General features: G+C 58.9%; 27 protein-coding genes and 2 tRNA genes (1 of these 29 only partly in view). 18 read left to right on the top strand and 11 right to left on the bottom strand.

Going from position 1 to position 26,228, the window contains the following annotated elements:
* The coding region (locus SVU69_10555; GenBank protein MDY6943432.1) for an amino acid--tRNA ligase-related protein at nt 1-374 on the top strand (374 nt) is incomplete at its 5' end.
* A 42-nt stretch (nt 375-416) separates the two neighbouring features.
* On the top strand, nt 417-1,262 hold the full coding sequence (nudC, locus tag SVU69_10550) for an NAD(+) diphosphatase (GenBank protein ID MDY6943431.1): 846 nt from the start codon (nt 417-419) through the stop codon (nt 1,260-1,262).
* 27 nt (nt 1,263-1,289) lie between these two features.
* On the opposite strand, the gene SVU69_10545 is transcribed toward nudC, so the two are convergent.
* Nucleotides 1,290-1,997, bottom strand: a complete 708-nt coding sequence (locus SVU69_10545; GenBank protein ID MDY6943430.1) for a cytochrome b/b6 domain-containing protein — start codon at nt 1,995-1,997, stop codon at nt 1,290-1,292.
* 169 nt (nt 1,998-2,166) lie between these two features.
* On the bottom strand, nt 2,167-3,105 hold the full coding sequence (locus tag SVU69_10540; protein ID MDY6943429.1) for a hypothetical protein: 939 nt from the start codon (nt 3,103-3,105) through the stop codon (nt 2,167-2,169).
* A 250-nt stretch (nt 3,106-3,355) separates the two neighbouring features.
* Here SVU69_10540 and SVU69_10535 point away from each other — a divergent pair, with 250 nt between their 5' ends.
* Entirely contained in the window at nt 3,356-4,435 is a 1,080-nt protein-coding gene (locus SVU69_10535) for an ATP-dependent 6-phosphofructokinase (GenBank protein ID MDY6943428.1), read from the top strand.
* 23 nt (nt 4,436-4,458) lie between these two features.
* Here the strand turns inward: SVU69_10535 and SVU69_10530 are convergent, their stop codons facing one another.
* From SVU69_10530 to hemA, 5 genes are all read right to left on the bottom strand, one after another.
* Nucleotides 4,459-4,752, bottom strand: coding sequence for a hypothetical protein (locus SVU69_10530; protein MDY6943427.1), 294 nt, complete (start codon nt 4,750-4,752; stop codon nt 4,459-4,461).
* Nucleotides 4,753-4,900: 148 nt separating this feature from the next.
* Nucleotides 4,901-5,650, bottom strand: coding sequence for a molybdopterin-synthase adenylyltransferase MoeB (gene moeB / locus SVU69_10525; protein ID MDY6943426.1), 750 nt, complete (start codon nt 5,648-5,650; stop codon nt 4,901-4,903).
* A gap of 103 nt (nt 5,651-5,753) precedes the next feature.
* The gene (gene prmC / locus SVU69_10520) at nt 5,754-6,617 is read right to left on the bottom strand and encodes a peptide chain release factor N(5)-glutamine methyltransferase (protein MDY6943425.1); all 864 of its coding nucleotides are present in this window, start codon (nt 6,615-6,617) and stop codon (nt 5,754-5,756) included.
* Nucleotides 6,610-7,692, bottom strand: coding sequence for a peptide chain release factor 1 (gene prfA / locus SVU69_10515; GenBank protein ID MDY6943424.1), 1,083 nt, complete (start codon nt 7,690-7,692; stop codon nt 6,610-6,612). Before prfA ends, prmC begins: the two co-directional genes overlap by 8 nt.
* Before the next feature lie 3 nt (nt 7,693-7,695).
* Entirely contained in the window at nt 7,696-8,952 is a 1,257-nt protein-coding gene (gene hemA, locus SVU69_10510; GenBank protein ID MDY6943423.1) for a glutamyl-tRNA reductase, read from the bottom strand.
* Between the two features lie 163 nt (nt 8,953-9,115).
* Between hemA and SVU69_10505 the strand changes: the two genes are divergently transcribed.
* The 10 genes from SVU69_10505 (at nt 9,116) to SVU69_10460 (ending at nt 17,516) form a co-directional block, all read left to right on the top strand.
* Nucleotides 9,116-10,837: a tetratricopeptide repeat protein gene (locus SVU69_10505; GenBank protein ID MDY6943422.1), complete on the top strand. Its 1,722-nt coding sequence runs from the start codon at nt 9,116-9,118 to the stop codon at nt 10,835-10,837.
* The gene (gene lolB, locus SVU69_10500) at nt 10,834-11,448 is read left to right on the top strand and encodes a lipoprotein insertase outer membrane protein LolB (GenBank protein MDY6943421.1); all 615 of its coding nucleotides are present in this window, start codon (nt 10,834-10,836) and stop codon (nt 11,446-11,448) included. Before SVU69_10505 ends, lolB begins: the two co-directional genes overlap by 4 nt.
* Nucleotides 11,445-12,317, top strand: coding sequence for a 4-(cytidine 5'-diphospho)-2-C-methyl-D-erythritol kinase (gene ispE, locus SVU69_10495; protein MDY6943420.1), 873 nt, complete (start codon nt 11,445-11,447; stop codon nt 12,315-12,317). The genes lolB and ispE overlap by 4 nt, the downstream gene beginning before the upstream one ends.
* A 9-nt stretch (nt 12,318-12,326) precedes the next feature.
* A tRNA-Gln gene (locus SVU69_10490) sits at nt 12,327-12,401 on the top strand.
* 108 nt (nt 12,402-12,509) lie between these two features.
* Nucleotides 12,510-13,487, top strand: a complete 978-nt coding sequence (locus SVU69_10485) for a ribose-phosphate diphosphokinase (protein ID MDY6943419.1) — start codon at nt 12,510-12,512, stop codon at nt 13,485-13,487.
* Nucleotides 13,488-13,588: 101 nt separating this feature from the next.
* Nucleotides 13,589-14,239 (top strand): 50S ribosomal protein L25/general stress protein Ctc, encoded by a 651-nt coding sequence (locus tag SVU69_10480; protein MDY6943418.1) that lies wholly within the window; start codon nt 13,589-13,591, stop codon nt 14,237-14,239.
* Nucleotides 14,240-14,288: 49 nt separating this feature from the next.
* Nucleotides 14,289-14,852 carry an aminoacyl-tRNA hydrolase gene (pth, locus tag SVU69_10475; protein MDY6943417.1) on the top strand — a complete coding sequence of 188 codons (564 nt, stop codon included), beginning with the start codon at nt 14,289-14,291 and terminating at the stop codon, nt 14,850-14,852.
* 64 nt (nt 14,853-14,916) lie between these two features.
* Nucleotides 14,917-16,002 carry a redox-regulated ATPase YchF gene (gene ychF / locus SVU69_10470; GenBank protein MDY6943416.1) on the top strand — a complete coding sequence of 362 codons (1,086 nt, stop codon included), beginning with the start codon at nt 14,917-14,919 and terminating at the stop codon, nt 16,000-16,002.
* 99 nt (nt 16,003-16,101) lie between these two features.
* Nucleotides 16,102-16,178 (top strand) — tRNA-Met (locus SVU69_10465).
* A 42-nt stretch (nt 16,179-16,220) separates the two neighbouring features.
* A complete protein-coding gene (locus SVU69_10460; protein ID MDY6943415.1) occupies nt 16,221-17,516 on the top strand; it encodes a cobyrinate a,c-diamide synthase in 1,296 nt (431 codons plus the stop codon).
* Between the two features lie 16 nt (nt 17,517-17,532).
* On the opposite strand, the gene SVU69_10455 is transcribed toward SVU69_10460, so the two are convergent.
* Nucleotides 17,533-17,955 (bottom strand): CopD family protein, encoded by a 423-nt coding sequence (locus tag SVU69_10455; GenBank protein ID MDY6943414.1) that lies wholly within the window; start codon nt 17,953-17,955, stop codon nt 17,533-17,535.
* 54 nt (nt 17,956-18,009) lie between these two features.
* On the bottom strand, nt 18,010-19,770 hold the full coding sequence (locus SVU69_10450; protein ID MDY6943413.1) for a chloride channel protein: 1,761 nt from the start codon (nt 19,768-19,770) through the stop codon (nt 18,010-18,012).
* Between the two features lie 111 nt (nt 19,771-19,881).
* On the opposite strand from SVU69_10450, the gene argC reads away from it, so the two are divergent.
* From argC to erpA, 4 genes are all read left to right on the top strand, one after another.
* On the top strand, nt 19,882-20,916 hold the full coding sequence (gene argC / locus SVU69_10445) for an N-acetyl-gamma-glutamyl-phosphate reductase (GenBank protein MDY6943412.1): 1,035 nt from the start codon (nt 19,882-19,884) through the stop codon (nt 20,914-20,916).
* Nucleotides 20,917-20,987: 71 nt separating this feature from the next.
* On the top strand, nt 20,988-21,710 hold the full coding sequence (locus SVU69_10440) for a DUF6776 family protein (protein MDY6943411.1): 723 nt from the start codon (nt 20,988-20,990) through the stop codon (nt 21,708-21,710).
* 12 nt (nt 21,711-21,722) lie between these two features.
* Nucleotides 21,723-22,157: a polymer-forming cytoskeletal protein gene (locus SVU69_10435; GenBank protein ID MDY6943410.1), complete on the top strand. Its 435-nt coding sequence runs from the start codon at nt 21,723-21,725 to the stop codon at nt 22,155-22,157.
* 60 nt (nt 22,158-22,217) lie between these two features.
* Entirely contained in the window at nt 22,218-22,574 is a 357-nt protein-coding gene (gene erpA / locus SVU69_10430) for an iron-sulfur cluster insertion protein ErpA (protein ID MDY6943409.1), read from the top strand.
* 16 nt (nt 22,575-22,590) lie between these two features.
* Here the strand turns inward: erpA and SVU69_10425 are convergent, their stop codons facing one another.
* Both SVU69_10425 and SVU69_10420 read right to left on the bottom strand, forming a co-directional pair.
* A complete protein-coding gene (locus SVU69_10425) occupies nt 22,591-23,709 on the bottom strand; it encodes an anhydro-N-acetylmuramic acid kinase (GenBank protein MDY6943408.1) in 1,119 nt (372 codons plus the stop codon).
* Nucleotides 23,710-23,740: 31 nt separating this feature from the next.
* Complete coding sequence (locus tag SVU69_10420) at nt 23,741-25,186, bottom strand: peptidoglycan DD-metalloendopeptidase family protein (protein MDY6943407.1); 1,446 nt, start codon at nt 25,184-25,186, stop codon at nt 23,741-23,743.
* Nucleotides 25,187-25,474: 288 nt separating this feature from the next.
* On the opposite strand from SVU69_10420, the gene tyrS reads away from it, so the two are divergent.
* Nucleotides 25,475-26,228, top strand: partial view of a tyrosine--tRNA ligase gene (tyrS, locus tag SVU69_10415; GenBank protein MDY6943406.1) — the 5' portion only. 446 nt of this gene lie beyond the right edge of the window; only the first 754 of its 1,200 coding nucleotides appear in the window; the start codon lies at nt 25,475-25,477; its stop codon lies off the right edge, out of view.

Raw genomic sequence — 26,228 nt, 5'->3', positions numbered from 1 at the left:
CCGAGTTGGGCCGTTCGGGTCCGACCTTCGTATACGATTTCCCGGCCAGCCAAGCGGCGTTGTCGCGCATTCGTCCCGGTCAGCCTCCGCTGGCATCTCGCTTTGAGCTGTTTCTGAACGGCATGGAATTGGCGAACGGATTTCATGAGTTGCTGGATTCGCGGGAACAGCGCGCCCGTTTCGAAGCGGATCTTGCCGAGCGGCAAGCAGAACATCTTCCGCAGATCCCCATCGACGAGTTTTTGTTGGCTGCTTTGGATTCGGGGCTACCGGATTGTGCCGGGGTGGCATTGGGTTTGGATCGTCTGATCATGATCGCTTTAGAGGCCGCGTCGATTGACGATGTGCTGGCCTTTCCCGTCGATCGAGCCTAAATTTGGTGCTCTAGCGGCAGCAAAGCGACGACGGGTGACAGAGTGTCTCTGGCGGATTTCGAGCTCCAAGGGCAGTTTGAATTGGCGGTTGAAGGACCGGATCCGTTAGCGGAGCCCGCCTTCTGGTTTGTGTTTCGCGAGGGGCGCTTGCTGGTGGATCGCTCGGGGGCGGAGTGGCTGCCACCCAAAATACGCCGCCTTCCTTTGCTGGGTGTGCCCACCGAGAGCCCGCACTATCTCGGAAGATTGAACGGCGTTCATTGTTACTGTGTCTCGGCCCTCAGTGACGACCTGCCGCCGAAGCATGAGTACGTCGATCTGCGCGGTTTGTTTGGGCGGATGCCCCAGGATCTCTATCTTATCGCCGGCCGAGCGGTTCAAATCGTTGCCTGGGATCGCGATCACCGGTTTTGTGGCCGCTGCGGATCGGACCTCGCGATGGTGCAGAGTGACCGTGCTAAAAAATGCCCCCAATGTGGTTTGCGTCAGTTTCCTCGTTTGTCTCCTGCCATCATGGCGCTGGTTTGCCGGGACGAGCATGTTCTGCTGGCCAGGGGGGCGAATTTTCCGACCGGTTTCTTCAGCGTTTTGGCGGGTTTCGTCGAACCCGGTGAGACACTGGAGTTCTGTTTGCGCCGGGAAGTCATGGAAGAAGTGGGCCTGGAAGTCGGTGATCTGGACTACTTCGGCTCGCAGCCCTGGCCTTTTCCCAACTCACTGATGATCGCTTTTACCTGTCACCACGTCGCCGGGGAAATTCAGGTTGACGGAAAGGAAATCCTGGAAGCCGACTGGTTTCGATACGACCGGCTTCCCCCCTGTCCTGGCGATATGAGCATTGCCGGTAAGATGATCCAGTCATTTGTTGCCCGGTGCCAGAAGTCTTAGCCTTTTCGCTGCGGGTATTTCCGTTTCTCAGCCACCACCGAAGCGCACCAACATCCAAACGACGGCGACCGCCGCCGCGAAGATGACCGCGGCCTGAAGAACCAGGCCATTTCCCGGTCGTAGAGGCTCGGCCGGCGCTGCGACATCCTTGTAACCCGTGATCATGGGGCGGATCAGGTTTTCCGAACGCTTGAACAGGTAGAACAAGATGGCCGCGATATGCACGCCCGATGCAATGATCAAGATATTGATGTTGATTTTATGAATGCGGGTTGCCCATTCGCTAACGTCCGATGAAACTCGCGAAACCAAGGGACCGTCGATCATGATTTGGTCGCTTGCGAACAAGCCGGTCAAGGCTTGAATCAAAACCAGCAGCATCAGAAGCAGCACCATGTATCCACCAAGGGGATTATGGCCTATGGGATGGCCACCATCCTCCGCCGAGCTCGATTGGTGGAGGTGGCGTAATGCGGCGCCGGGTCCCCGGATGAAGTCGGCGAAGCGTGCGTGGCGACTGCCGGCAAATCCCCACACGATTCGGAACAGGATCAAGCTGAGGATGGCGTAGCCCGCCAACTTGTGCCAGTACATCGCCTCCAGTGTCAAATGGGCGGTCACCCAGGCGGTGACCAACAACAGCACCAGCGACCAATGAAACAAGCGGACGGGCAGATCCCACACCAAAATGGCGTGACCGCCGGGTCGAGATGACACTTTGTTTTTCGGTTGCATGTTGTCTCCCGCGCGCTTGGGTAGGGCTCCATATTAAACCAAAGCGCCGCTGCCCGGCCGATCGGCCGGGCAGCGGGCGACCGTCCCGCTTCGCCCGCTGATTTTTTGGGCGCGGTGATCCCGTTCTGAAAACCGGAAAGCCTGTGAAGCGCCGACTAACACCTTGATTTTAAAGGTCGCCCGGCCGTTGAATGGTTTCGGTTTTTTGGGGTAGCCAGATCCGTGTCGCCCGCCGGCGCTGATTGGCCTCGCCATACAACGCATCGAAGGGCTCGCGGTATACGGTATAGGCGCTGAAACCATGGGTTTGGAGCAGAAACTGGGAGAAACCGGGCAGCTCCATGAACCAAGCCTCCATGGCTTCGATGGTATCGGAAAACAGCGCGATGACCGCTTGCCGTCCTGGGCGATTACCCACCGCCATGACGCCGGCAGTGAAGGGGACGGGGTCTAATAAGTTGACGTAGTGGATATATTGCGGACCGTCAGGGAAGCTCCTGACGGTGCTCCCGTGGGTTTCCACACGTAAAAATTCGGCCATGACGCGGTTGATTTCCGGTCGGTTTCGTAGCCGTTCCGACAAGGCATCTCGAATCAGCCCCATGCCGTCACTGATCACGGCGGTACCGTGGCTGCCGCCCCGAATGTGAAAGATCTCTTTTCGGTCGATCGCTGCAAGGGCCAGTTCGGCGATCTGTTTAGACGCACCGCGGATCTGTGGGCGGGCGCTTTCAATAAGACCTTCGAGCTGTCCACCGGCAAAGGTGTTGTAGATGCCTACCACCGGGATGTCGGCAAACTCGGCCAGCAGCGCGAGTTTGCTGGACTCCCGGCGTCGTTCCGGGTTGGCGCCGTTAACGAAATACAGCCGGCGTCCGGTGTCACCTGATGGTCCCAGGAAGGGGGGTACCTGCTCGACGTTGATCGATGCGGGGTCATACAAACAACCGGACTCCCCGACATAAAACCCTTCGTAGTAGGGTGTATTATTATTGAGCGGCGCAGCACGCGCGTCCTGACAATCGAAATCATCAGCCCAGCTGGGTTGAAGCAGGACACAAGAGAGTACGCCCATGAGGGCTGTTCCATATTTCGCAATGATGTTCATCTTCCGATTACCTGCGTGTTGTTGTTTGTCGGTGAGCAGCCAAGTTTAGCGCTTAGGGAGCTCACCGCTCGGCTTGACGGCTCGATTTGGTTGGGTGAGGCGGGATGCAAAAAATCGAATGCGATCGGAATGAGAATCTACGCGGTTTTTGTGACACAAGGAAGTGGGCGCATCTCGCTTGCGCAAGCCGAATCGACGCACGGGTGTTTTACGGGTATCAACTGAAACCTTCGGCGCAGGAGTGACGACTATGCATTTACTCATCAATACCGGCGGCGGCGACGCCCCTGGTTTGAATGCGGTCATCCGTGCCGCCACCCTCGGTGCCTTGAACCGCGGTTGGCGGATCACCGGCATTCGTTATGGCTACGAGGGTTTGCTCAGTGGGACGCCTGATGGTTTAGTCGAACTGGATCGCGACCGGGTCCGCGGTATTGCCCACTTGGGAGGAACGATTTTGGGTTCCATCAACAAGGGCAACCCCTTCGCTTTTCCGGTGGAGCGGGATGGCCAGTGGGTGGAACAGGATATTTCCGACCGGGTTGTGGAACGCTTCCACGAGTTGGGTGCCGATGCCTTGATTGCCGTTGGTGGTGATGGTTCTCTCGGCATCGCGCGACGTTTCCAGGAGAAGGGGATCCCCATCGTGGGCGTGCCCAAGACCATCGACAATGACATTCGCTTGACCAATTTCACCTTTGGTTTCGATACGGCGGTCTCCATCGCCACGGAAGCCATCGGGCGGTTGCATACCACCGCCGAATCCCATCGTCGTGTGATGGTGGTCGAGGTCATGGGGCGGTACGCGGGCTGGATTGCGTTGCATGCCGGAATTGCCGGAGGCGCCGATGCGATCCTCGTCCCAGAGGTCGAGTTCGATATCGAAAAAGTGACCGAGAAAATCCGCGCGCGTGAGGCCGCGGGGCGGCATTTCACCATTGTGGTCGTGGCGGAAGGTGCTAAACCTGTGGGCGGTGAGATGTCGACCATCGGGACGGAAGTCGGTCGCGAGGTTCGTTTGGGGGGGATCGGAGAACGCGTCGCTGCCGAGATAGGCCAGCGCACCGGTAAAGAAACCCGTTCGGTGGTTCTGGGGCACATTCAGCGGGGCGGCAGTCCTACCGCTTTCGATCGTTTGATCGCTTTGCGGTTTGGGGCGGCGGCCGTGCGTTTGGTTGAGCGAGGCGCGTTCGGTCAGATGGTTGCCTATCAGCCGCCCGAGATGGTGGGAGTTCCCATCGAAGATGCCATTTCGCAGCTTAAGAACGTACCCCTTGATTGCGATACCATGCACACGGCCCGGGAGATGGGTATTTGCTTCGGTAATTGACGGGCATGATGCTCTGCGAGGCGCTAATCGCCGAGCGGTAATGCGGTCATCCCGGACGCCGGCACGGCATACTCGGCCAGACGCGTCCCGCTGCCGAGAAAGAAACTATTGCTTCTCTGGTGGACCAGCCCGACGGTATCGCCGGCTTGTAGGCGAGTACCGATTCCAGCCAGTTTCAGCGTGTGGCGACCCACGCCCTGAACGGGCATGACTTGGTCATCGATGAGCTCGATCTTACTGGCTCCCGGGTGTTGCAGGCCTAAGCCGACGAACACGGTCGGGCGGGTGATTGAAGGTCGGCCGGTGGGGGTCATCATCAGTTTGACCCCAGGAATACCCGTCAAGACCTGCGATCGGGTGGCGGTTTAAATGGGCGCGAACCGGTGTCCTGGAACACCGACGCGGACCCGCCGAGGGGGCAGGGTTTGGAAGGTGTCGCTGGGATCGAAAAAGTGACCCGCAGCGCTATGGTGTCGCTGCACAGACCGGGCACGCCGGGTCGCGGCGGAACCGCAGCGAGCGCCACTCCATGGTCAGGGCGTCGAACACCAGCAGCCGGCTACGCAACGTTTCTCCCATCCCGACGAGTACTTTGACTGCCTCGATCGCCTGCAAGCTGCCGATCGTGCCCACGACGGGGGGCAGAACGCCATTGGCGGCACAAGTTTCGGCGATATCCGAACCATCTTTATACAGGCAGCGGTAGCAGGGGCTATCGGGCTGATCGGGGCGGATCACCGTGATTTGGCCTTCCAGACGGACGGCGGCTCCGGAGACCAGCGGTTTGCGAAACTTCACGCAAGCCTCGTTGACCGCAAAGCGGGTGGCGAAGTTGTCCGAACCGTCAACGACCACGTCCGAAGCCTCAACGGCGCCGCGCAAGGCTTCGCCTTCCAGGCGTTGATCGATGGTCTGAATCGAGATTTCCGGGTTGATTCGGTTCAGGGTGTCGGTGGCCGATTCCACTTTCGGCCGTCCGATGTCGGCCGTGCCGTGTAGTAACTGACGGTGGAGGTTGGTGAGTTCCACCCGGTCGCCATCGGCGATGGTCAACCGGCCGACGCCCAGCGCCGCCAAGTACATGGCCACGATCGATCCCAGCCCGCCCGCGCCGATCAGCACCGCGTGCGATGCCAGCAGTTTCTCCTGCCCTTCCGGGCCCAATTGCGGCAGCATGATTTGCCGGCTATAGCGAATCAGTTGTTCCCTTTCCATGAATCTCCAACACGTGGTCTGGGGGCCGGAAGACATGGTGGTGCCCAAGCTTGGTGACAGAGCGAGTTTACGGTATTGCTCTCCCTGACTGGAGGGGTTTGGGTCAAGTCTCGGGCCGTCGCCCGGCCGATGTGCGTTCGTGTCCGGCGAGATCCCGTCGGGTTTCGACGTCAACGTATCCGGCGCTGCTCAGCAGTTTACGGACCGCCGGGCCTTGATCCCAGCCGTGCTCCAACAGCAGCCAGCCGTTAGCTGTTAGACAATGGAATGCGTCGGCGACGATGCTGCGGATGCATCGCAGCCCGTCTGGCCCGGCGCACAACGCCGTTGCCGGTTCGTGATGCAAAGCCGCCAGGTGCGGGTCCGCGTCTGCTACGTAAGGAGGATTGGATACGATGAGGTCCCAGGCTTGCCCGACCAGGGGTTGGCACCAATGGCCCTGAATAAAATGAATGTGTGAGCTCAGGCCCAACTGCACCGCATTGTGCCGAGCTACGTTAAGCGCTTCGGTGCTGATGTCGACGGCCGTAAATTGCCAGTCGGAACGCTCTTTCGCCAGGGCGAGCGCGATGGCGCCGCTACCCGTGCCCAGGTCCGCAACCCGGCGCTCGGCGCCGGAGGGTCCCAGCGCCAAAGCCCATTCGACCAGACCCTCGGTTTCGGGCCGGGGAATCAAGGTGGCGGGCGTGACCCGGAGCGGGAGGGACCAAAATTCGGCGTGTTCACACAAATAAGCCACCGGAATGCCGGCCAGCCGCTTGTTGAGGCGTTGCTGCCATTGGCGGCGCTGGTCTGGCGCCAACGTGTGTTCCGGGTAGGCGTACAGGCGGCTGCGCGGCCAGTTCAAGGCATGGGCCAACAGCACTTCGGCGTCCAGCCGCGGCGTTTCGCTAACGGCGGTCAATCGCGCCTCTCCGGCCCGAAGGCACTGGTCGACCGTGTTGCACGCCGTCATCGCGTCAGGCACCGAGTTCCTCGAGTTGCCGGGCCTGGTCCTCGTCGCGCAAGGAATCCAGTACGGGCGCCAAGTCACCTTCCATCACATCTTCCAGCTTGTACAGCGTCAGGTTGATGCGGTGGTCGGTAATTCGGCCTTGGGGGAAATTGTAGGTGCGAATCCGCTCCGATCGGTCTCCGCTCCCCACCAAGCTGCGGCGCGTTGCGGCCGTTTCCGATCGCTGTTTCTCTTGCTCGACCGCTAACAGGCGGGCTTTCAGTAGCGCCAGCGCCTTGGCCTTGTTCTTGTGCTGAGATCGCTCGTCCTGACACTCCACCACGATTCCGCTGGGTAGGTGCGTGATGCGGATCGCCGAGTCGGTTTTGTTGACGTGCTGCCCACCGGCGCCGGATGCGCGGAAGGTGTCAATCCGTAGATCGGACGTGTTGACATCGATCTCATCCACCTCTTGGATTTCCGGAAGGACGGCGACGGTGCAGGCCGAGGTATGGATGCGGCCTTGCGATTCCGTTGCGGGAACACGTTGCACCCGATGGGCGCCCGATTCGTATTTCAGCCGGGAGTAAACCCCATCCCCGATCAGGCGGGCAACAATTTCGCGATAGCCGCCGTGTTCGCCCGGGTTTTCGCTGAGAATTTCCATCTGCCATCGTTGGTTCTCGGCGTAACGGGCGTACATACGAAACAGATCGCCGGCAAATATGGCGGCCTCGTCGCCGCCCGTGCCGGCGCGAACCTCTAGGAATACATTGCTCTGATCATGGGGGTCAGGCGGTAGCAGCATGCGCTGGAATTGCCGCTCGAGCTGGTCGCGTTCGGTCTCGGCCAGTTCTTTTTCTTCTGCCGCGAGTGCGCGGACTTCGGCGTCCGGATCGCTGCGCATGGCTTCGGCCTCGGCGATGCGGCTTTCGGCGTTTTGCAGCGCCGTCATGGTGGCCAACACCTCTTCGAGTTGGGCGTATTCCTGAGACAGCGACCGGAATCGACGTTGATCACCGATGACCTCGGGGTCGGCCAACAGAGCCGACAATTCTTCGTGACGTTCGGCGAGGCTTTGCGCCCGGGCCTGCAGGGTTGCTTTCACACCCTAATCCTCTCGCGTTGGCAGCTGAAACAGCTTCAGGGCCGCGTTCAGCAAATCTTGGTCTTTCTCTTGTCCTGCTTGCCGCAACCGGACACTGGGTTGGTGCAGTAAGCGGTTGGTCAGGTTGTGGGCCAGCGATTCGACCACCTGCTCCGCAGGTACCCCGGCTCGTAGCCGTGCCAAAGCACGCCTCAGGCTTTCATCACGCGCCAACTCCGCCTGGCCGTGCAAGGCTCCGAGGACGCGGTCGGCGTCCCGCCCCTGAAGCCAGTCGAGGAAACGTCGGACTTCTTGATCGATAATCGATTCGGCCACTTGGGCCTCAGACAAGCGCGAATCCAGGTTGTTCTGAATCACTTGGCGCAAATCATCCACAGTGTACAGATAGACGTCATCCAGTTTTGCGACCCGGGGGTCGATGTCGCGCGGTACCGCCAGATCAACCATGAGTATCGGGCGATGCTTTCTTGCTTTAAGCGCCGTTTTGACGTGGTCCAGCTGGACGATGGGATGGGTGCTGCCCGTTGAGGCGATGAGAATATCCGCTTCTGCCAAATGGGCATCAATCTCGTCCAAACCGATGCCGAATCCCCGGATCTCGCGGGCCAAGGCTTGGGCACGTGTGGCGTTTCGATTGGCAATCACGATGCGCCGCAGCTGCTGTTGGCTCAAATGGCGGGCACAAATCTCGATGGTCTGGCCGGCACCGATCAACAAGGCGGTATGCTCAGAAAGATCAGCGAAAATCTGCCTTGCCAGATCCACCGCTGCGGATGCCACGGATACGGGGTGGGCGCCGATTTGGGTTTCGGTTCGAACCCGTTTCGCGGCAGAGAAGCTGTGTTCAAACAGGCGGTTGAGCAGCGCCTTTGTGGTTGAGGCGCCCAGTGCCGTTTGATAGGCAAGTTTCACTTGGCCGAGGATCTGGGGTTCGCCAACGACCATCGAGTCCAGCCCGGCTGTTACGCGCAACAGGTGGCGTATGGCTGACTCACCGGCGTGGGAATAAATCACGTTTCGCAGCTCAGTTTCCGGAATGTTACGTTCGTGGGAAAACCACTGCACCAGACGATCCACGTCGTCGGCGACGGCGTAAAGCTCGGTGCGATTACACGTCGAGACGATCACCGCTTCGTCCACCGCGGGCAGCTCACCCAAGCGCTGCACAGCGGCCGGTAGTTCTTCGCTCGTGAAGGCCAAACGTTCGCGGATATCGACCGAGGCCGTCGTGTGATTGATTCCAGTGCTGAAAAGGGGCATGCAGACTAGGCCGCGGACAGAGGCACGAATTTTCCGTCAATAGCCCGTTGAATACAAGGTTTCCCGTTCCGGCGAGGCCGTTAGGCTGGTCGGGACACCGAGTGGCCAAGCCCCAATGGAGCGGGTTATATTGCGGTTTCCACGTCTTAGGCGATAACACCAAATGATGGCTATTTTTCGGGCTGAGTACCGCGCGATATTTCTCCTGCTCCCGGTTGCATTGTCACTGGCAGCTTGTTCGGTGATCCCCGATCGGGGTCCGCCAGCGCGGGACGATACCTCAACGGCGGCTGCACCGACGGAACCTGATGTGGTGCACTGGCTGCTAGTGGGTGAGATGGCGGCCAAGCGGGGCGATGCAACCCTCGCCGTATCGTCATACCGTCGTGCCGCGGAGCAATCGGATGATCCGGATGTTGCCAAGCGGGCGACCGATTTGGCGGTGGCGGCGGGGGATCTCGAAACGGCTTTGGAAACCGCCGAGCGGTGGTCTGCTCTCAGCGTCGATAACAGCGAAGCACTGACCGCTCTGGTGCGTTTGAATCTTGGTTTAGGTCGAAGGGACCAGGCGGCTGAGCATTTGCGCCACTTGGTGGCGACCTACGCAGACGGACCGAAAGCCGCCTTGTTGGCTTTGCCAGGGCTGTTGTCACCTTATGTGAACCAAGACCCCGCCACCTTGTCCGCGATGGATCTTCTCAGGGAGGACTATGCGGCGTATGCCGAGTATCACTATGCGTTGGCGCGGTTGGCCATGATCGCCGGCGACATGGAAGCGGCGACATCGGCCGCAGACGAAGTGATACGTTTAGCGCCGGACTGGTATCGCGGCCAAGTGCTCGAAGCACGGATTCTAATGGAGCGCGGCGAAACCGATGCGGCCCTTAAAACCATGGCGACGGTGGTGGCGCAAAGAGGCGATGAGTCCGGCTTGCGTTTGGAATATGCGCGCATGCTGCTGCAGTCGGGCCAATTTGGTGCGGCGCGTGTGCAATTCGAAGCGGTGCTGGCGCTAACACCCAATCAACCCGAAGCGCTCTATACCATGGCGTTGCTGTCTCTCGACGAAGGCCTGTATGAAGATGCGTTTGATTATCTGACACGCGTTCTCAGGACCGGTTATCGTCGTTTTGACGCCTACTATCACCTGGGGGTTTTGGAGCGGGAGCGCGGCCGGCTTGAGAATGCGTTGCAATGGTTTGCCCAGGTCCAACGGGGTGACTACGTCGTCTCGGCACAATTGCAGATCGCTGATGTCTTAATACAGATGGATCAGATGGAAGATGCGCGGCGTCATTTGCAAGAGCTTCGTGATCGCAATCCATCACTGCAGTTGCCGCTCTACGTCGGCGAGGGTGAGCAGCTGATTCGGTACGGCCAATACGATGCGGCATTCGAGCTGCTCACCACGGCCTTGGCGCAGTTCCCTCAAGAGCGCCAACTTCGATATTTGCGCGCCCTAGCAGCCGAGTACGTCGGACGCTTGGCGCTGGCGGAGCAGGACTTGCGCCAGCTAATCGCCGAGGATCCGAATGATGCCAATGCCCTCAATGCACTGGGCTACATGCTGACGGTTCATACGGAGCGTTTCGACGAGGCTGAAGCGCTTGTCATGCGCGCGCTGGAATTGGATCCGGAGAATCCCGCCATCATCGACAGCCGCGGGTGGCTTGCCTATCGTCGTGGAGATTTGTCCGAAGCGGAGCATTATCTGAGTCAAGCCTATGGGCTGGATTCTGATCCTGAAATTGCGGCCCATTTTGGCGAAGTGCTCTGGATGCGCGGTAAAAAATCCGAGGCGCGGGAGGTGTGGGAACGAGCCCGGCGCGATGACCCGGATCATCGCGTGTTATTGGAGACGATGGAGCGTTTTCTCGGCCCGTGAAACCACTGATTCTGGGGCTGGCTTTTTTTATTCTCGCCGGCTGTGTTCCCGCGCCGACCACCGCTCCTTCCGGCGACGGAGAGGCCCGCTGGATGGCTCGTCGTGCCCAGCTGGCTTGTCGCCCCAGCTGGGAAGTGCAGGGCCGGGTGGGTCTGGTTGCCAACGGCGAGGGGTGGACTGCACGCCTGACGTGGCGTCAGGAAGCTGAACGCTACTCCATCAGTTTGAATGGTCCCTTGGGTACCGGTGGCGTTCGTATCGACGGTGACCAGCGCTTGCTCACGGTTCAGTCCGCCGGTGAAACACGGTATTTCGAGATGGGCCCGGAAGATGCCTTGTGGCAGGTGACGGGGCAGCGTCTTCCGCTTGAAGGGCTTCGCTACTGGCTGCTGGGCGTCGATGCGCCCGGATCTCCGTCTGATCCGGTGTGGGACGATAAAGGCCGCTTGCGGCAGCTGACACAAGACGGTTGGACGATTCAGTACCTCGCGTACCGCAGCGCATTCGGGTGGGATTTGCCCAGTCGGCTCGCGGCCGACCGCTCGGACGTCCGAATCAAGCTGGTGATTCAAGATTGGGTGTCTTTGACCACCGAGGCCTGCGCGCCGTGACGGCGGGCACCGACGAATCTTTCCTGGAGTTGCCCGCGCCGGCGAAGCTGAACTTGTTTCTGCACGTCACCGGCCGCCGAGCCGATGGTTACCACACGCTCCAGACCGTGTTCCAATTCATCGATTGCTGCGATCGCATTCGGATGCGTCGGCGTTCCGATGGATTTATTCGAAGGGTTGGAGGTAATGAGCAGATTCCGCCAGAAGCCGATTTGATCTGTCGTGCGGCGCATCTGCTGAAGTCTCGTGGCCATTGCGCGCTTGGTGCCGATTTGGCGGTGGAAAAGCGCATTCCCGTTGGCGGCGGGCTGGGTGGCGGTAGTTCAGATGCCGCAACCGTGTTGCTGGGCTTGAACTACCTCTGGCAAATCGGGCTAACCCACGCAGAACTTGCCGGGTTGGGCTTGCAGTTAGGTGCCGACGTGCCGGTGTTCGTTCAAGGTGCGGCGTCGTGGGCGGAAGGCGTGGGGGAGTGTCTGACGCCAATGACTCTGCCGGAGCCGGTCTACCTGGTGTTGGTTCCGCCGTGTCACGTGGCGACTGGGAGAATCTTTGGTGACCCTGAATTGACACGCAATTCGGAGCCCATCAAAATAGCCGACTTTGTCGCGGGTCGCGGGCGCAATGATTGTCTCCCGGTAGTGCGTCGCCATTATCCGGAAGTCGCTAAGGCGCTGGACTGGCTTGATCAGTCTGCGCCGGCACGACTGACAGGTACCGGAGCGTGCGTGTTCGCCGAATTTTCGGATGTGGAGGCGGCGCGCGGTGTGTTGGCCAAAGTGCCACCGGGGCTGACTGGATTTGTGTCCAAGGGGCTGAATCGGTCGCCGCTGCACGACCGGCTGGCCGGCTTGACGTCGGCGAATTGATAGGATTTTTGGGGTGTCGCCAAGCGGTAAGGCACGGGGTTTTGATCCCCGCATTCCCAGGTTCGAATCCTGGCACCCCAGCCATCTTTCCAATGTGTGAATGATCACATCATACAGCGTGGGTGAGCGCCAACGGCCGCAGTGCCGTTGCTCGCCGCGCCGCGCCATGGCTATTTCGGGTGGGATAACGGCATGAGCTTAGCGGATCACGCGCCGGTACTCGGCGGCAAAGTGATGATTTTCTCGGGCAACTCCAATCGGCCGCTTGCCCAAGCTATCGCCAACTACCTGACCCTGCCCCTGGGTAAAGCGACCGTTAGCCGCTTCAGTGACGGCGAAATTAACGTCGACATTCAAGATAATGTTCGCGGGCGGGACATCTTTCTGATCCAGACCACCTCGGCACCGACCAATGACAATCTCATGGAAATGTTGGTCATGGTCGACGCCTTGCGGCGTGCCTCAGTCCACAAAATCATTGCCGTGGTTCCCTATTTCGGTTACGCCCGGCAGGATCGCCGTGTCCGGTCTGCGCGGGTGCCGATTACCGCAAAACTGGTCGCCAACATGATGGACGCGGCCGGGGTTGATCATCTGCTCACGGTCGATTTGCACGCTGATCAGATTCAAGGTTTTTTCAACGTTCCGGTCGATAATGTCTACGCTTCGCCGATTCTGCTGGCCGATATCTGGCAGCGGAAGTCTGAGAACTTGATCGTGGTTTCGCCCGATGTGGGCGGTGTGGTTCGTGCGCGCGCGATCGCCAAACGCCTGGACGACACCGATTTGGCCATCATCGACAAGCGTCGCCCGCGGGCGAACGAGTCTGAGGTCATGCACATCATTGGCAACGTCAAGGACAAATACTGCGTGTTGCTCGATGACATTGTCGACACCGCTGGTACGCTTTGCCAGGCGGCGGCCGCGCTGAAAAAAGAAGGCGCCTCCCAGGTTGTCGCGTATGCGACCCATCCGGTGCTTTCGGGGCCGGCACTCGAGCGTATCGAAAACTCGTCTCTGGATGAGTTGGTTGTGACTGACACCATTCCGCTGACGCCCGAAGCGGCAGCCTGCAAGAAGATCCGTCAACTCAGCGTGGCGCACATCCTCGGCGAAACCATTCGTCGGATCGCCAACGACGAGTCGGTCAGCTCTCTATATATTGATTAAACCTTCGGTTACAATGCGCGGTTCCCTGATGGGGCTGTGGGTTTTCCTGGTCGCGGGAGAACCGTTTGGCCGCTCTCTGCGGCCCGAGTGGAGATGAGTTCATGAGTCTTGAAGCCTTTGAAATTTCTGCCAAAGTTCGAACCGATAAGGGGAAAGGTGCGAGCCGCCGCCTGCGTCGGGAAGGACAGGTTCCGGGGATCGTCTATGGCGGTAACCAGGAACCGATGATGATTGCCTTGGACGGCAATGATTTGGGTCATCATTTGGATCACGAGGCCTTTTACTCCCATATCCTGGTTTTGGATCTCGATGGGAACAAGGAAAACGTGATTCTCAAAGACGTACAACGTCATCCCTATCGCGGACGTGCGATTAACCACATCGACTTTCTGCGGGTCGTCGCAGGTGAAGCCATTCGCGTCCATGTGCCGCTTCACTTCCAGGGGGAAGCGGTTTCACCCGGTGCCAAGCGCGGTGGCATCATTTCGCACCAGATGACCGAAGTGGAGATCGAGTGTCTTCCAAAGGATTTGCCCGAGTTCATTGAAGTCGATGTCAGCGGGCTCAATGTCGGCGACAGCATCCACTTGTCGGAAATTGTGTTGCCCGCCGGCGTAACAATCCTTGCGTTGGCCCATGATCCGGATAGTGATCCGGCGGTGGTCACCGTCGTTCCACCGCGCTTGGAGGAGGCTCCTGAAGCGGGCGAGGAAGGTGCTGGCGAGGGTGAAGAGTCCACCGGTGGTGAATAGATCCCGTCGAGCCATCGGCTGGGACTGACGGCAAGGCAGGTGGTCAGGGGTGACGATTCGGGCGATTATCGGTTTGGGTAATCCGGGTGCCGAGTATGCGTCCACCCGCCACAATGTCGGCTTTTGGTTGATTGATCGCGTGGTCGGAAGCCGCGCGATCAAACCCGACCGTCGTCTCCATGGGGAATTGGCGCAGATCTCGTTGGGTGGGCACGCGTTGTGGTTGCTCAAGCCGAGCACCTTTATGAATGCCAGTGGCCGAGCCGTTGCCGCGCTTGCCAGTTACTACAAACTCCCGCCGGAATCGCTGCTCGTGGTGCACGATGAACTGGATCTGCCGCCGGGGACGGTCCGTCTGAAGCAGGGCGGTGGCCATGGCGGGCACAATGGCTTGCGAGACATTATCCGGCATCTGGGGGCCGAGTTCTGGCGTATGCGGGTGGGTATTGGCCATCCGGGTCACCGCGACGAGGTGATCGGGTACGTCTTGAGCCGCGCATCGAGCGAAGAGCAGGCGTTGATCGGACAGGCACTGGAGCGTGGCGTTTCGGTTATGCCGCTGCTGGCGGCCGCACGAGAGCAGCAGGCCATGAAAGAGCTTCACAGCAAATGATTGCGGCTGTTGGCAGAGCGCATTCCCTTCTTCCCCTTGTGCCGTTGGTCTAAGGAATCACTCAATGGGTATTCGTTGTGGAATTGTCGGGCTGCCCAATGTCGGCAAGTCGACCTTGTTCAATGCCCTTACGCAAGCCGGCATCGCGGCGGAGAACTATCCGTTTTGCACCATCGACCCGAACGTGGGCGTGGTTGCTGTTCCCGATCTCCGCCTGGATCAATTGGCGGCATTGGTTCGGCCGGAACGGGTGGTTCCGACCAAGATTGAGTTTGTGGATATCGCCGGGCTAGTGGCTGGAGCCAGTCAAGGCGAGGGCTTGGGAAATCAGTTTTTAGCGCATATTCGTGAGACGGACGCCATCGCCCAGGTGATTCGATGCTTCGAAGACGACGATGTGACCCACGTTGCCGGACGGGTCGATCCGCTGAGTGATATCGACACCATCAATACCGAATTGGCGCTGGCCGACCTGGGGACGGTCGAGCGGGCGCATGACCGGCATGCGCGCAAGGCCAAGTCCGGGGACAAGCAAGCTCGGCGCATGATGGACGTGCTGGAGAAAGTTCGCGAGCAGTTGGACAATGGGGTGCCGGTACGCGCCATAGGGCTGGATGCCGATTCACTGGCACTGCTAGACGAGTTGCATCTCCTCACGGCCAAACCGCTGATGTATATCGCCAATGTCGATGAGTCCGGTGGCGGTGAGTATCTGGCCCGTGTGAAGGAGCGCGCATCCTCCGAGGGTGCCCGGGTGGTATCCGTTTGCGCGGCAATCGAAGCGGAGATCAGTCAACTGGATGAGGCGGATCGGGCGGAGTTCCTGGCGGAATTGGGTGAAGTGGAGCCCGGCCTGAATCGGGTGATCCGGGCCGCCTATGAGTTACTCAAGCTGCTCACTTTTTTTACCGCGGGGGTCAAGGAAGTCCGGGCATGGACCGTGCGACGTGGTGCCACGGCACCCCAGGCGGCCGGCGTGATTCACACGGACTTTGAACGTGGGTTCATTCGCGCGGAGGTGACTGCTTTCGATGATTTTGTGGCTTGCGGTGGCGAGCAGGGCGCAAAAGATACTGGGAAATGGCGCCTGGAAGGCAAGGATTATGTCGTTCAGGAAGGGGATGTGGTTCATTTCCGCTTCAATGTCTGATGGCCGGGCTCGCCCAAAACGAATGATCACCCTTGACATCAAGCCGGTCAGACAAGACAATTTCCGACCCGCGGGCATAGGCGCGCGGGTATCTTCGGTGGCTAGGTAGCTCAGCTGGTTAGAGCGCATCACTCATAATGATGAGGTCGGCGGTTCAAGCCCGCCCCTAGCTACCACTTTAAACTTCTACTAACGCTTCTGATTGACCGGGTGCGGTTATGTCTCGCGACTGTCCTGCGCTTCTTGTTTCAGCGCCCGCGTCCGGCCAAGGTAAGACCACCTTCTGCGCCGCCTTGGCGCGATATCACCGCCGGCAAGGCCGTCGCGTCTGTGTGTTCAAGACCGGTCCGGATTTCCTTGATCCCATGATTCTCGAGCGGGCGTCGGGTGCGCCTGTCTACCAATTGGACTTGTGGATGGTCGGTGAGGCGGATTGTCGGCGCTTGCTCTACGAAGCCGCCGCCGATAGTGATCTCATCCTCATCGAGGGGGTGATGGGGCTCTACGACGGTGTTCCTTCCAGTGCCGATTTGGCTCGAACTTTCGGTGTGCCGATTGTCGCGCTGATCGACGCCGGCGCGATGGCGCAAACCTTTGGCGCAGTCGCCCAAGGTTTGGCAAGCTATGCCCGGGATGCTGCCTTTGCCGGAGTGATTGCCAATGGGGTTGGGGGAACCGGGCATACCGATCTTCTCAGAACCAGTTTGCCTGACGGTGTGCCGTTTCTCGGCAGTGTTCCCCGGCTCGACCAAGTGGTGTTGCCGTCTCGACATTTGGGTTTGGTCCAGGCCACCGAGCTCATCGACCTGGATGAGCGTCTCGATGCGGCGGCCGATTCGATTGCCCATACCGCATTGCGTGAGTTGCCAGTAGCCGTGAGTTTTCAATCCTCGGAGGTTCAAGCCACCGCGAACACGGCACTTCAAGGCTGCACCATAGCGGTTGCTCGCGATGCCGCCTTCTCTTTCATCTACGAGGCCAATCTCGATTGTCTTGAGGATCTGGGCGCTCAGTTGGTGTTCTTTTCACCGCTGGAAGATACGGTGTTGCCCGCGTGCGATGCAATCTGGCTGCCGGGTGGTTATCCGGAGTTACATATGGAGCGTCTGATGGCGAACGAGGCAATGTGCGAGGCCGTGCGGCAGCACGTGACGGATAACAAGCCGCTGTTCGCCGAATGCGGAGGGATGCTGTATCTGTTGGACGAATTGGTGGATGCGGAGGGCTGTCGACAACCCATGTTAGGGGTGTTGCCGGGGGAGGCGGTTTTAGAGCCCAACCTGGTGGGCATCGGCTTGCAGCGCATACCCTTACCGGACGGAGACCTGCGCGGGCATAGTTTTCACCATACCCGGGCGGACATTCGGGTACCCAGTGCCACCCGCGCAATTCACTATCCCGACGGTCGACCCGGCGAATGTGTTTATCATCGGGGGCGGTTATCCGCGTCGTATTTGCATGCCTACTTCGCGTCTAATCCCGCCGCGGTAGCGACCTTGTTTGCTCCCGAGTAAAGGATCGCGGTCGGTTTCAAAAGGGTTTCACCACCGCCAAAATCACAATGCCGATGAGGAACAAAGACGGGAGCTCGTTCACCCAACGATAGAATCGTTGGGTGTGTCGGTTCCGGTTTGCGGCGAAATTCCGCAGTAGCAGATAAAGGTAGATGTGGTAGCCGATGAGAAACGCCACTAAGGTCAGTTTCAAGTGCAGCCAGCCGCTGCTGGCATAGGCTTGCCAAGCGTATCCAAACAGCAGCACCAAGCCGAACAGAGCTGTTCCGACGGCGCCGATCGTCATCATCACGAATAGCCGGCGTTCCATGATTTTGAACCGTTCGATGCCGATCTCGTCCGTGGTTACTGCGTGGTAGACGTAGAGCCTCGGAAGATAAAATAGTCCGGCGAACCAGGTCACCATAAAGACCACGTGAAACGCTTTGACCCATATCATGCGAATGTTCTCTCGATTGAGGATAGCGGAGGCATCGGTGCGCGCGCAGATTGGCTAGCGATAGGTTTTCTCGATGTGTTCCCGTGTCAGCACACCGTAAACGCGCAATGTGCCTGGAATGGTCTGGTTCTCCACATAGAGTAGCTCATTGCCTCCGGCGCTTAGTTGTTCATACGCTTCTTGCAGATTGGCCCGAATGTTAATCGGTGCTGCTTGGAGGCGTGCCGCCGGGATCTGGATTAGGTCCGTCGTTGCCTCTGAATCGCTTTCTTTTTCAGCAAGATAACGAGCCAGGTCCGCGGCGCGAAGCGCGACGGGTTGGCCTTTGTCTCGCTGAATGAGCAACCATTGCGGTTTGCGCTTCAACAACGTCTCCGCTTCCTCCCGCGTCAGCCGAGTCGAGACCACCTCGACTTGCTTGTCCATGGCTCCGGCAACGCCTGTTCGCCGCAGCGATTGCGAGATCGGGTCGTTGCGATAGTCCAATCCCGAGGTTCGCATCAGTTCCAGGTAGACCGAGTCTTTCCGCAACAACCGCCGGCTTGCCAGCATAGCCGTGACTACCGTCAGCATGCCCGGTAGCAGAAAATTGGGGTTGCCCGTTAATTCCAGGATACAGATCAGCGCGGCCAGTGGTGCTTGGAGGGTGGCGCCCATCATCGTCGCCATCCCTAACAAGGTGTAAAAGCCCGGTTCTGCTGCGTGGGTTGGCACCAGCTGGTCGCCCACCACGCCCAAAACCAGTCCGGCGCTGGCACCGATCACCAGCAGGGGGCCAATGAGCCCGCCGGGAATCCCCAGTCCCACTGCGAGCGCGGATGCGAACAGCTTCATGGCCAAGAGCGCAAGTGCGAGTTCAATCGCCAAAGTACCCGCGAGCGCCTGGTTGACGCTGCTGTAACTCACTCCCATGGCCTCGGGAACCACGGTGGCACATCCCGCGCCTACGGTCCCCGCGAGCGCTAAGCGTATCCAAACGGGCCATTTTTGGGTCCGCCGGGTGGTTTGTTGCAACAGGTGGACGAAAATGCCTGCGATGATACCCAGTACGAGCCCGAATACCACCAGATAGGGGAGCTCAAGGAGCGAACCGAACTGCAAGTGGGGGACTTGAAAGGTGGGTGCGTCACCAAACAGAAACCGGGTGACAATCGTGGCGGCCACGGCGGCGAGAATCACCGGCGTAAAGCCGAACAATGTGTATTCCATCATCACCACTTCCATGGCAAACACCACACCCGCGAGCGGGGTGTTGAAGGAGGCGGCGATGGCCGCGGCGCTGCCGCAGGCGACGAGGGTTCGAAGGGAGTTGTTGGGTAGTCCAAGCCGTTGGCCGATCAGGCTGGAAGTGGCGGCGCCGAGGTGGATGCCCGGTCCTTCCCGTCCGACCGAATGGCCGCTGGCGATGGCCGCAACCCCACCTAAGAACTGGCTGATCATGGGCCGCAGGGGAAGTCGCCCCTGGTGGTATGACAACCGCACCAGGACATGAAGAACACCGACGGGTTCCCCTCGCTGACGCAAAGCGTATGCGACGATGATGCACAACAGCGCTCCGCTTGCCGGCAACGCCGCCCGGACATGAGGCGCGAGCGCGCCGAAATCCTCTTGGAAACCCACTTGCAGTACTTGGGATTGAATAAGCTCGATGAGCAACCGAAAACCGGCGATGACCCCGCCGGTTGCCAAGCCGCTGATCAGGCCCAGTACGGCAATTTGAGATAATGCGTTTGGACTGGAAAGTTGGAGGCGTTGACGCTCTAGAAAATCTTGAAACCGCGCCTTGATTCCTGTTTTTGGAGTATCCGCATCCATCGGGGTCAAAGTATGACAGAATTCGAGGCGGAGAATGTGAGGCCTTTAAGTAGCGGAGTCGGGTCGCGCTTCTTTTCATTTGAGTGAATCAGACGGGGAGTGATCGATTTCATGATATCGGTTGGCATTGTGGGGGGCACCGGATACACCGGGGTGGAGTTGCTGAGGTTGCTTGGTCAGCATCCCGATGTGGAATTGGCGATGATTACATCGCGTGCGGAAGCTGGCGTGCCCGTCAGCGACGTATTCCCCAGTTTGCGTGGAACCATCGATTTGTCGTTCGCCCAACCGGAGCCGGCCGCATTGGCTTCATGTGATCTGGTGTTCTTCGCCACACCTCACGGCGCGGCTATGGCGATGGCGCCCGTATTGCTGGACAAGGGCGTCCGCATCGTTGACTTGTCGGCCGACTTCCGGCTGCCGGACCCGGTCGAATGGGCGCATTGGTATGGCCAAACCCATACCTGCCCCGAACGGCTGGATCAAGCGGTCTACGGCTTGCCGGAGTTCCATCGGGAGCGGATCCGCTCCGCCCAATTGGTCGCTAACCCGGGCTGTTACCCGACTGCGGTCCAGTTGGGATTCTGGCCGTTGGTGAAGTCAGGCGTGGTCGATCCCGGTCGTCTCGTAGCCAATGCCGTCAGTGGCGTCAGCGGTGCCGGGCGGGGCGCCAAGGTGAGTTCCTTGTATTGCGAGGTTAGCGACAGTCTTAAGGCGTACGCGGCGGGCGGGCATCGGCATTTGCCGGAAATTCGGACTCAGCTGGCCGCCGCTAGCGGTAAGCCGGTTGAGTTGACGTTCGTGCCTCATTTGGCGCCGATGAACCGGGGCATCCATGCGACCTTGTACGCCGAACTGGTAGCGGGCGAGGCGGTGGATCTGCAGGCGATGTATGAGACCTGTTACCAAGACGAAGCGTTCGTAGACGTCTTGCCGGCGGGCAGTCACCCCGCCACCCGCGAGGTCCGTGGTGCCAACACCTGTCGCATCGCAATCCATCAACCGCAAGATCGGGACACGGTCGTGGTCTTCTCGGTGATCGATAACTTGGTCAAGGGAGCGGCAGGTCAAGCCGTTCAGAACATGAACATCATGTACGGTTTCCCGGAAACGCGGGGATTGGCCGTGGTGGGGGTTTTGCCATGAACGATAAAGGCTGGGCCGCGACGGGTGCTCGCATGGATATCATCGGTTAAATCAAAGGGGTGGTTTGAACTGTGCCGTCTCCCAAGCTCGTCGTTCGTCCGCATAACTCACGGATTGGGTGGTTCGCCCTTGCCCTGTTTCTGTTTGTTGCTGTCTTTGGCAGTTGGCGATTGTTCCAGTTCGGTTATCAGCGCGCAGGCGTAGATGTGAACCTCTACCGTCAGCAAAATCGCGGGCTTCTCCAACAAGTTGCATCGCTTAGAGAAGAAAACCAAGCGTTACAGCAGCAAGTCGCTCGGTTGACGGCAGACGGGCAAGTCGCCGAAGGCGCCACAGAAGCTTTGCAGGCAACCGTGAAGCGGTTACAGGCAGAAAGCTTGGATCTCAGACGCGAGGTTGCGTTTTATCGAGGGATTCTTTCCCCTGAGAATGCCCGCGCGGGCATTCGTGTTCAGTCTTTTCGGCTGACGGCGGCAGCAAGCTCGCCGGCAACCTATCGTTACGCATTGGTGCTGATTCAGGGTAAAAACCACGACCGCATCGTTTCCGGCCAAGTCAAGATCTCGGTTCACGGAACGCTAAATGGGGAGTACACGCGTTTAAAGTGGAGTGAGATCACCACAAGCGATGACGCAATGACCTATTCTTTCCGTTACTTCCAGAATTTCGAGGGCCGCGTGAGTTTGCCCGACGGGTTTTTGCCGGAACGGGTCGAACTTCAACTGATTCCAAAGGGGCGCAAAGCGGGCGACCCGTCGACGGAGTCATTTAGTTGGTCGGCTCTGCTCTCATAGGAGATTTTTATCATGTTTGGTGGCAGCCGAAAACGAAGTGCAAAGATCGAAACCTTGGTCGGGGGTAACACCCGTATTGTGGGCGACCTCTCCTTCTCGGGGGGGTTGCATGTGGATGGCGAGATTCTCGGGAGCCTGAGCGCCGAGGGTGCCGATGACGCCCTGCTTAGCGTGAGCGAAAAAGGACGGATCGTCGGGGATGTTCGTGTTTCGCGGATCGTCCTTAACGGAACCGTTGAAGGCAATGTCTATTGCGCGGGGAAGTTGGAACTTGGTCATAACGCCAAGGTCAATGGAGATGTGTATTATAATCTGATCGAAGTCGCTGGCGGTGCTGCCGTTAACGGCAGTCTGCTGCACGATACAGCTGGTCATCACGTCGTCTCCTTGCGTCATGATGTCGATACGGCGTCTGTGACGTCGGAACCGGAAATCGCTGCGTCGTAGTCGTGCCCGAAAGACTAATAGCCCGCCGGTCAATAGAGAATCCGCTGAGGAACCGTACGTATGAACGCGACTGAACTCAATTCCCCTTCCAGTCCGGTGCATTTCACCGAGGCAGCCGCCAGTAAAGTTCGCGAGTTGTTGATCGAGGAGGAAAATCCGGATCTCAAACTCCGGGTTTTTGTCTCCGGTGGCGGATGTTCAGGCTTCCAATATGGCTTTACCTTTGATGAGCAGGTGCTCGAAGGGGACGCCCAAGTGGAGCGTGGCGGCGTGACACTGCTGGTGGATCCGACGAGTGTTCAGTACCTAATGGGGGCTGAAATTGACTATCAGGATGGCTTGGAAGGGGCGCGCTTCGTGATTCGTAATCCCAACGCCACAACTACCTGCGGCTGCGGATCGTCATTTTCCGCCTAAATATCTGTCCGCCTCGCTAGAACCGGGTCGCCTGGTATATCGCTCCGAGGATCACCGGACGCTTCGCACCGGTGACTGTCGGCAGGTTTCCGGGTTCATTGCAGAGGCGTTTTCTTGCCAGCCAAGCGAAGGCGACGGCTTCGACCCACTCGGGGTCCAGTCCCAAGGATGATGTCTTGGCCACTTGTTGGTTGGGCATCTCGTCTTGGAGCAATGCCATCAAGTGGGTGTTGCTCGCGCCGCCGCCGCATACAAACACTTCGTTGGTCTTTGACCCTTCGCGCAAGATCCCCTTGGCGATCGTACGCGCGGTGAGTCGGCACAAGGTTGCTTGAACATCGGCGGCCGGATGTCCGGGATGGCCCTCCATAATCGTGGCGAGCCAGTCTAAGTCGAACAAGTCGCGTCCGGTGCTTTTGGGGGCCGGGCGGCCAAAATACGGTTCGGCCAACAACGCTTGCAGGAGATTAGGTTGCTCTTTCCCACTGGCAGCCCATCCGCCATCTCGGTCGTATTCTTCGCCCCGTTGTTGCTTGATCCAACTATCCATCAGGCAGTTGCCCGGGCCAGTATCAAAGCCGACGGCCGGGGCGCCGGATGAAGAGAGTATCGTGGCATTGGCAATGCCGCCGATGTTGACGATCGTCCGTTCTCGGTGGTCGCTCGAAAATACCGCAGCGTGGAAGGCAGGGGCTAAAGGGGCGCCTTGTCCACCAAAGGCGATGTCCATACTCCGAAAATCGGCGACCGTGGTAATCCCCGTCCGCGCGACGATGCGGTTTGGGTCTCCAAGCTGGACTGTGAAGGGCGTCGGGTCATACGGCGCATGGCGAACGGTTTGTCCGTGGCTTCCGATCGCTTTGATTTTCTCGGGAGACAGTGCCGCCTTTTGAAGCAGCTTCAATACGGCATCGCCAAATAGATCGCCCATCTCTACGTGCAGCCGGCATGCTTCATCCAGGGGGCCGCCGTCTGGCGATTCCACCAGCGCGTGAATACGCTCCCGAAGACGGCGGGGGTAGGGAAACAAAAGGGTTTGTTCCACCGCTAGGTGATCATCGTCAAAGCGGACCAGCGCCGCATCTAAGCCGTCCATGCTGGTGCCGGACAGTAAACCGATGTAACGCTCGATCATTGGCCCGCTCCGACCCTGCGTTTGGTCTGGCTTACTCTTCGTTCGAGGCGATCTGCGAACGATTGAGCGTGTCCAGCTGGGCCAGCAGAGGGCTGGCTGCTTCGCTAAAATCCGCGCGATACTGTTTTGGTAAGGGCAGGGCGTCCGGCAGTTTTACGCGCAGGGGGTCTTTGTGCTGACCATTGACGCGGAATTCGTAATGTAAGTGGGGACCTGTGGCGAGTCCGGTGGATCCCACGTAACCGATGATTTGCCCTTGGCGAACGCGACCACCCGTTTTGATGCCGCGGGCGAAGTTGTGCAAATGGGCATAGAGCGTTGAATAGTTGCCACCATGCTGCAGCGTGACGACCTTGCCATACCCACCCTTGGTTCCGCGAAAGACGACTTTGCCATCACCGGCCGCCTTCACCGGCGTGCCTCGGGGTGCGGCATAGTCCACACCTTTGTGGGCGCGGATGGTATTGAGCACAGGATGTTTTCGGCTGAGGTCAAAACGAGAGCTGATCCGCGTGAAATCGACCGGCGTACGTAAGAATGCTTTTCGCAGACTAAGACCCTCGGGCGTGTAATAACTCGTACGCTCGTCCGCGTCGGTGTAACGAATTGCTCGCATCACGCGGTTTCGATTGCGGAACTCCGCGGCTAGAATGTCGCCATCTCGCAACTTGTTGCCGTCGCGGTAGAGTTCTTCATAGATCACTGTGAACGAGTCACCCCGACGGATATCCAGCACGAAATCGACATCCCATGCGAATATGCCCGCGAGTTCCATGACCAAGTTGTCTGAAAGGCCTGCATCCCGGCCCGCGACAAAAAGGGAATGGTCAATGGTGCCGCTTGCATAGCGCTGCCGACGTTCCACCGGGCGGGTGATCAGCCGCGATTCGAACTGTCCGTCGACACGAAGCACTTCCAAGGTATTTTGTTCGTCGATTTCCCGCGCAAGCGCCAGAATCTGGCCTTCTTCATCACGCTGGACGCGGAGCACATCCCCCGGATACAAGCGGCTTAAGTACTTTCCGTGGTCGCGTAGCTGGGTCAGTGCCATCCATTCGGTGGCGGCGATGTTTTCTCGCTTAAAAAGTCCGGACAGGCTGTCGCCTGGTCGAACCTCTAGCTCAACCCATGGCAAATCAGTTTCAGTCGAGTCATTGGAGCTGGCCGCTTGGATTGGGTTCGGGGCTTCGGTGGGGGCCGGCTGGGAGGCGGGTGAGCTCGCCGGCGCCGTTTGCTCTCGTTGTTTCTTGCTTGTGTCACTCAGCGCAAGCGGGGTTTCCGGATGATGTGTTTGTGTAAGTGTCGATGGCACCGCTTGCATTGTTATGGCTGAGTTGGGCGCATCGATCTCGACGGTCTCTTCTGGGCTCGGTTCCGGGATGGACAAAGCGATTGTGGTTGCTCCGGCTTCCGTTGTTACCTGGACGCCGCGGTTCATGTCGATGTTGGTCGCGAACAAGACCGCTACTATCGGCATCGTGATACCTATCGCAAACCAATGAACTCTCGGGGTTTTTTGGCGCTTTGGTCTGGCGGCTGGCTTATAATCGACTTTGATTCGGGGCTGCACAGTCCTGTTCCTCGCATCGGATTGCCCCTAAGATAGCCGGCCGAGTGGAAGGCGGTCAATCCGGAGTCGGGACGCTTTTATTTATGTTTCGTCGGACACTGGCGCGCGGTCTTGAGTAATTGCTTTAACATGTCTGTGCTTGAGGCGTCGTCCGCGGCGCAATCGGCTGGGAAGATATTGGTTTTGGAGTAGATCATGAGTCTGGATTCCGCCGCTTGGGAGGCGATAACGCGCGGCACCCATGAAATCATTGTGGAGGCCGACCTTAAAGAGCGGCTTGCCGTGGGTAAATCGCTACGCGTGAAGGCCGGGTTCGACCCGACCGCGCCTGATCTTCACTTGGGGCACACCGTGCTGATTAACAAGTTGCGCCAATTCCAGGATTTGGGGCACGAAGTGTTGTTTCTGATCGGTGATTTCACCGCCATGATTGGAGACCCCACGGGCAAGAATGTAACGCGCAAGCCCCTCACGCGTGATGAAGTCATCGAGAATGCGAAAACCTATGAGGAGCAGATATTCAAAATCTTGGATCCGATACGGACCCTGGTAATGTTTAACTCCAGCTGGATGAATGGCATGTCGGCCGCGGACCTTATCGGCCTGGCGGCAAAGCACACCGTGGCTCGAATGCTGGAGCGCGACGATTTTCACAAGCGCTATACCGGTGGGCAGTCGATCGCCATTCACGAGTTTCTCTATCCGCTTATTCAGGGCTATGACTCGGTCGCCATGAAGGCCGATGTGGAGCTTGGTGGAACCGATCAGACCTTCAACTTGTTAGTGGGGCGCCAGCTGCAGCAGGCTTTCGGGTTGGCGCCGCAAATAGTCATGACTATGCCCATACTCGAAGGGTTGGATGGTGTGCAGAAGATGTCCAAATCATTGGGCAACTACGTCGGTATCAATGATCGTCCCAATGAGATGTTCGGTAAGATCATGTCGATTT

The organism is Pseudomonadota bacterium, from assembly GCA_034189865.1.
In the GTDB taxonomy this organism is placed as follows: Bacteria; Pseudomonadota; Gammaproteobacteria; order UBA5335; family UBA5335; genus JAXHTV01.
The sequence above is the reverse complement of the archived record's forward strand: the minus strand, read 5'-3'. Positions and strand labels throughout refer to the sequence as shown.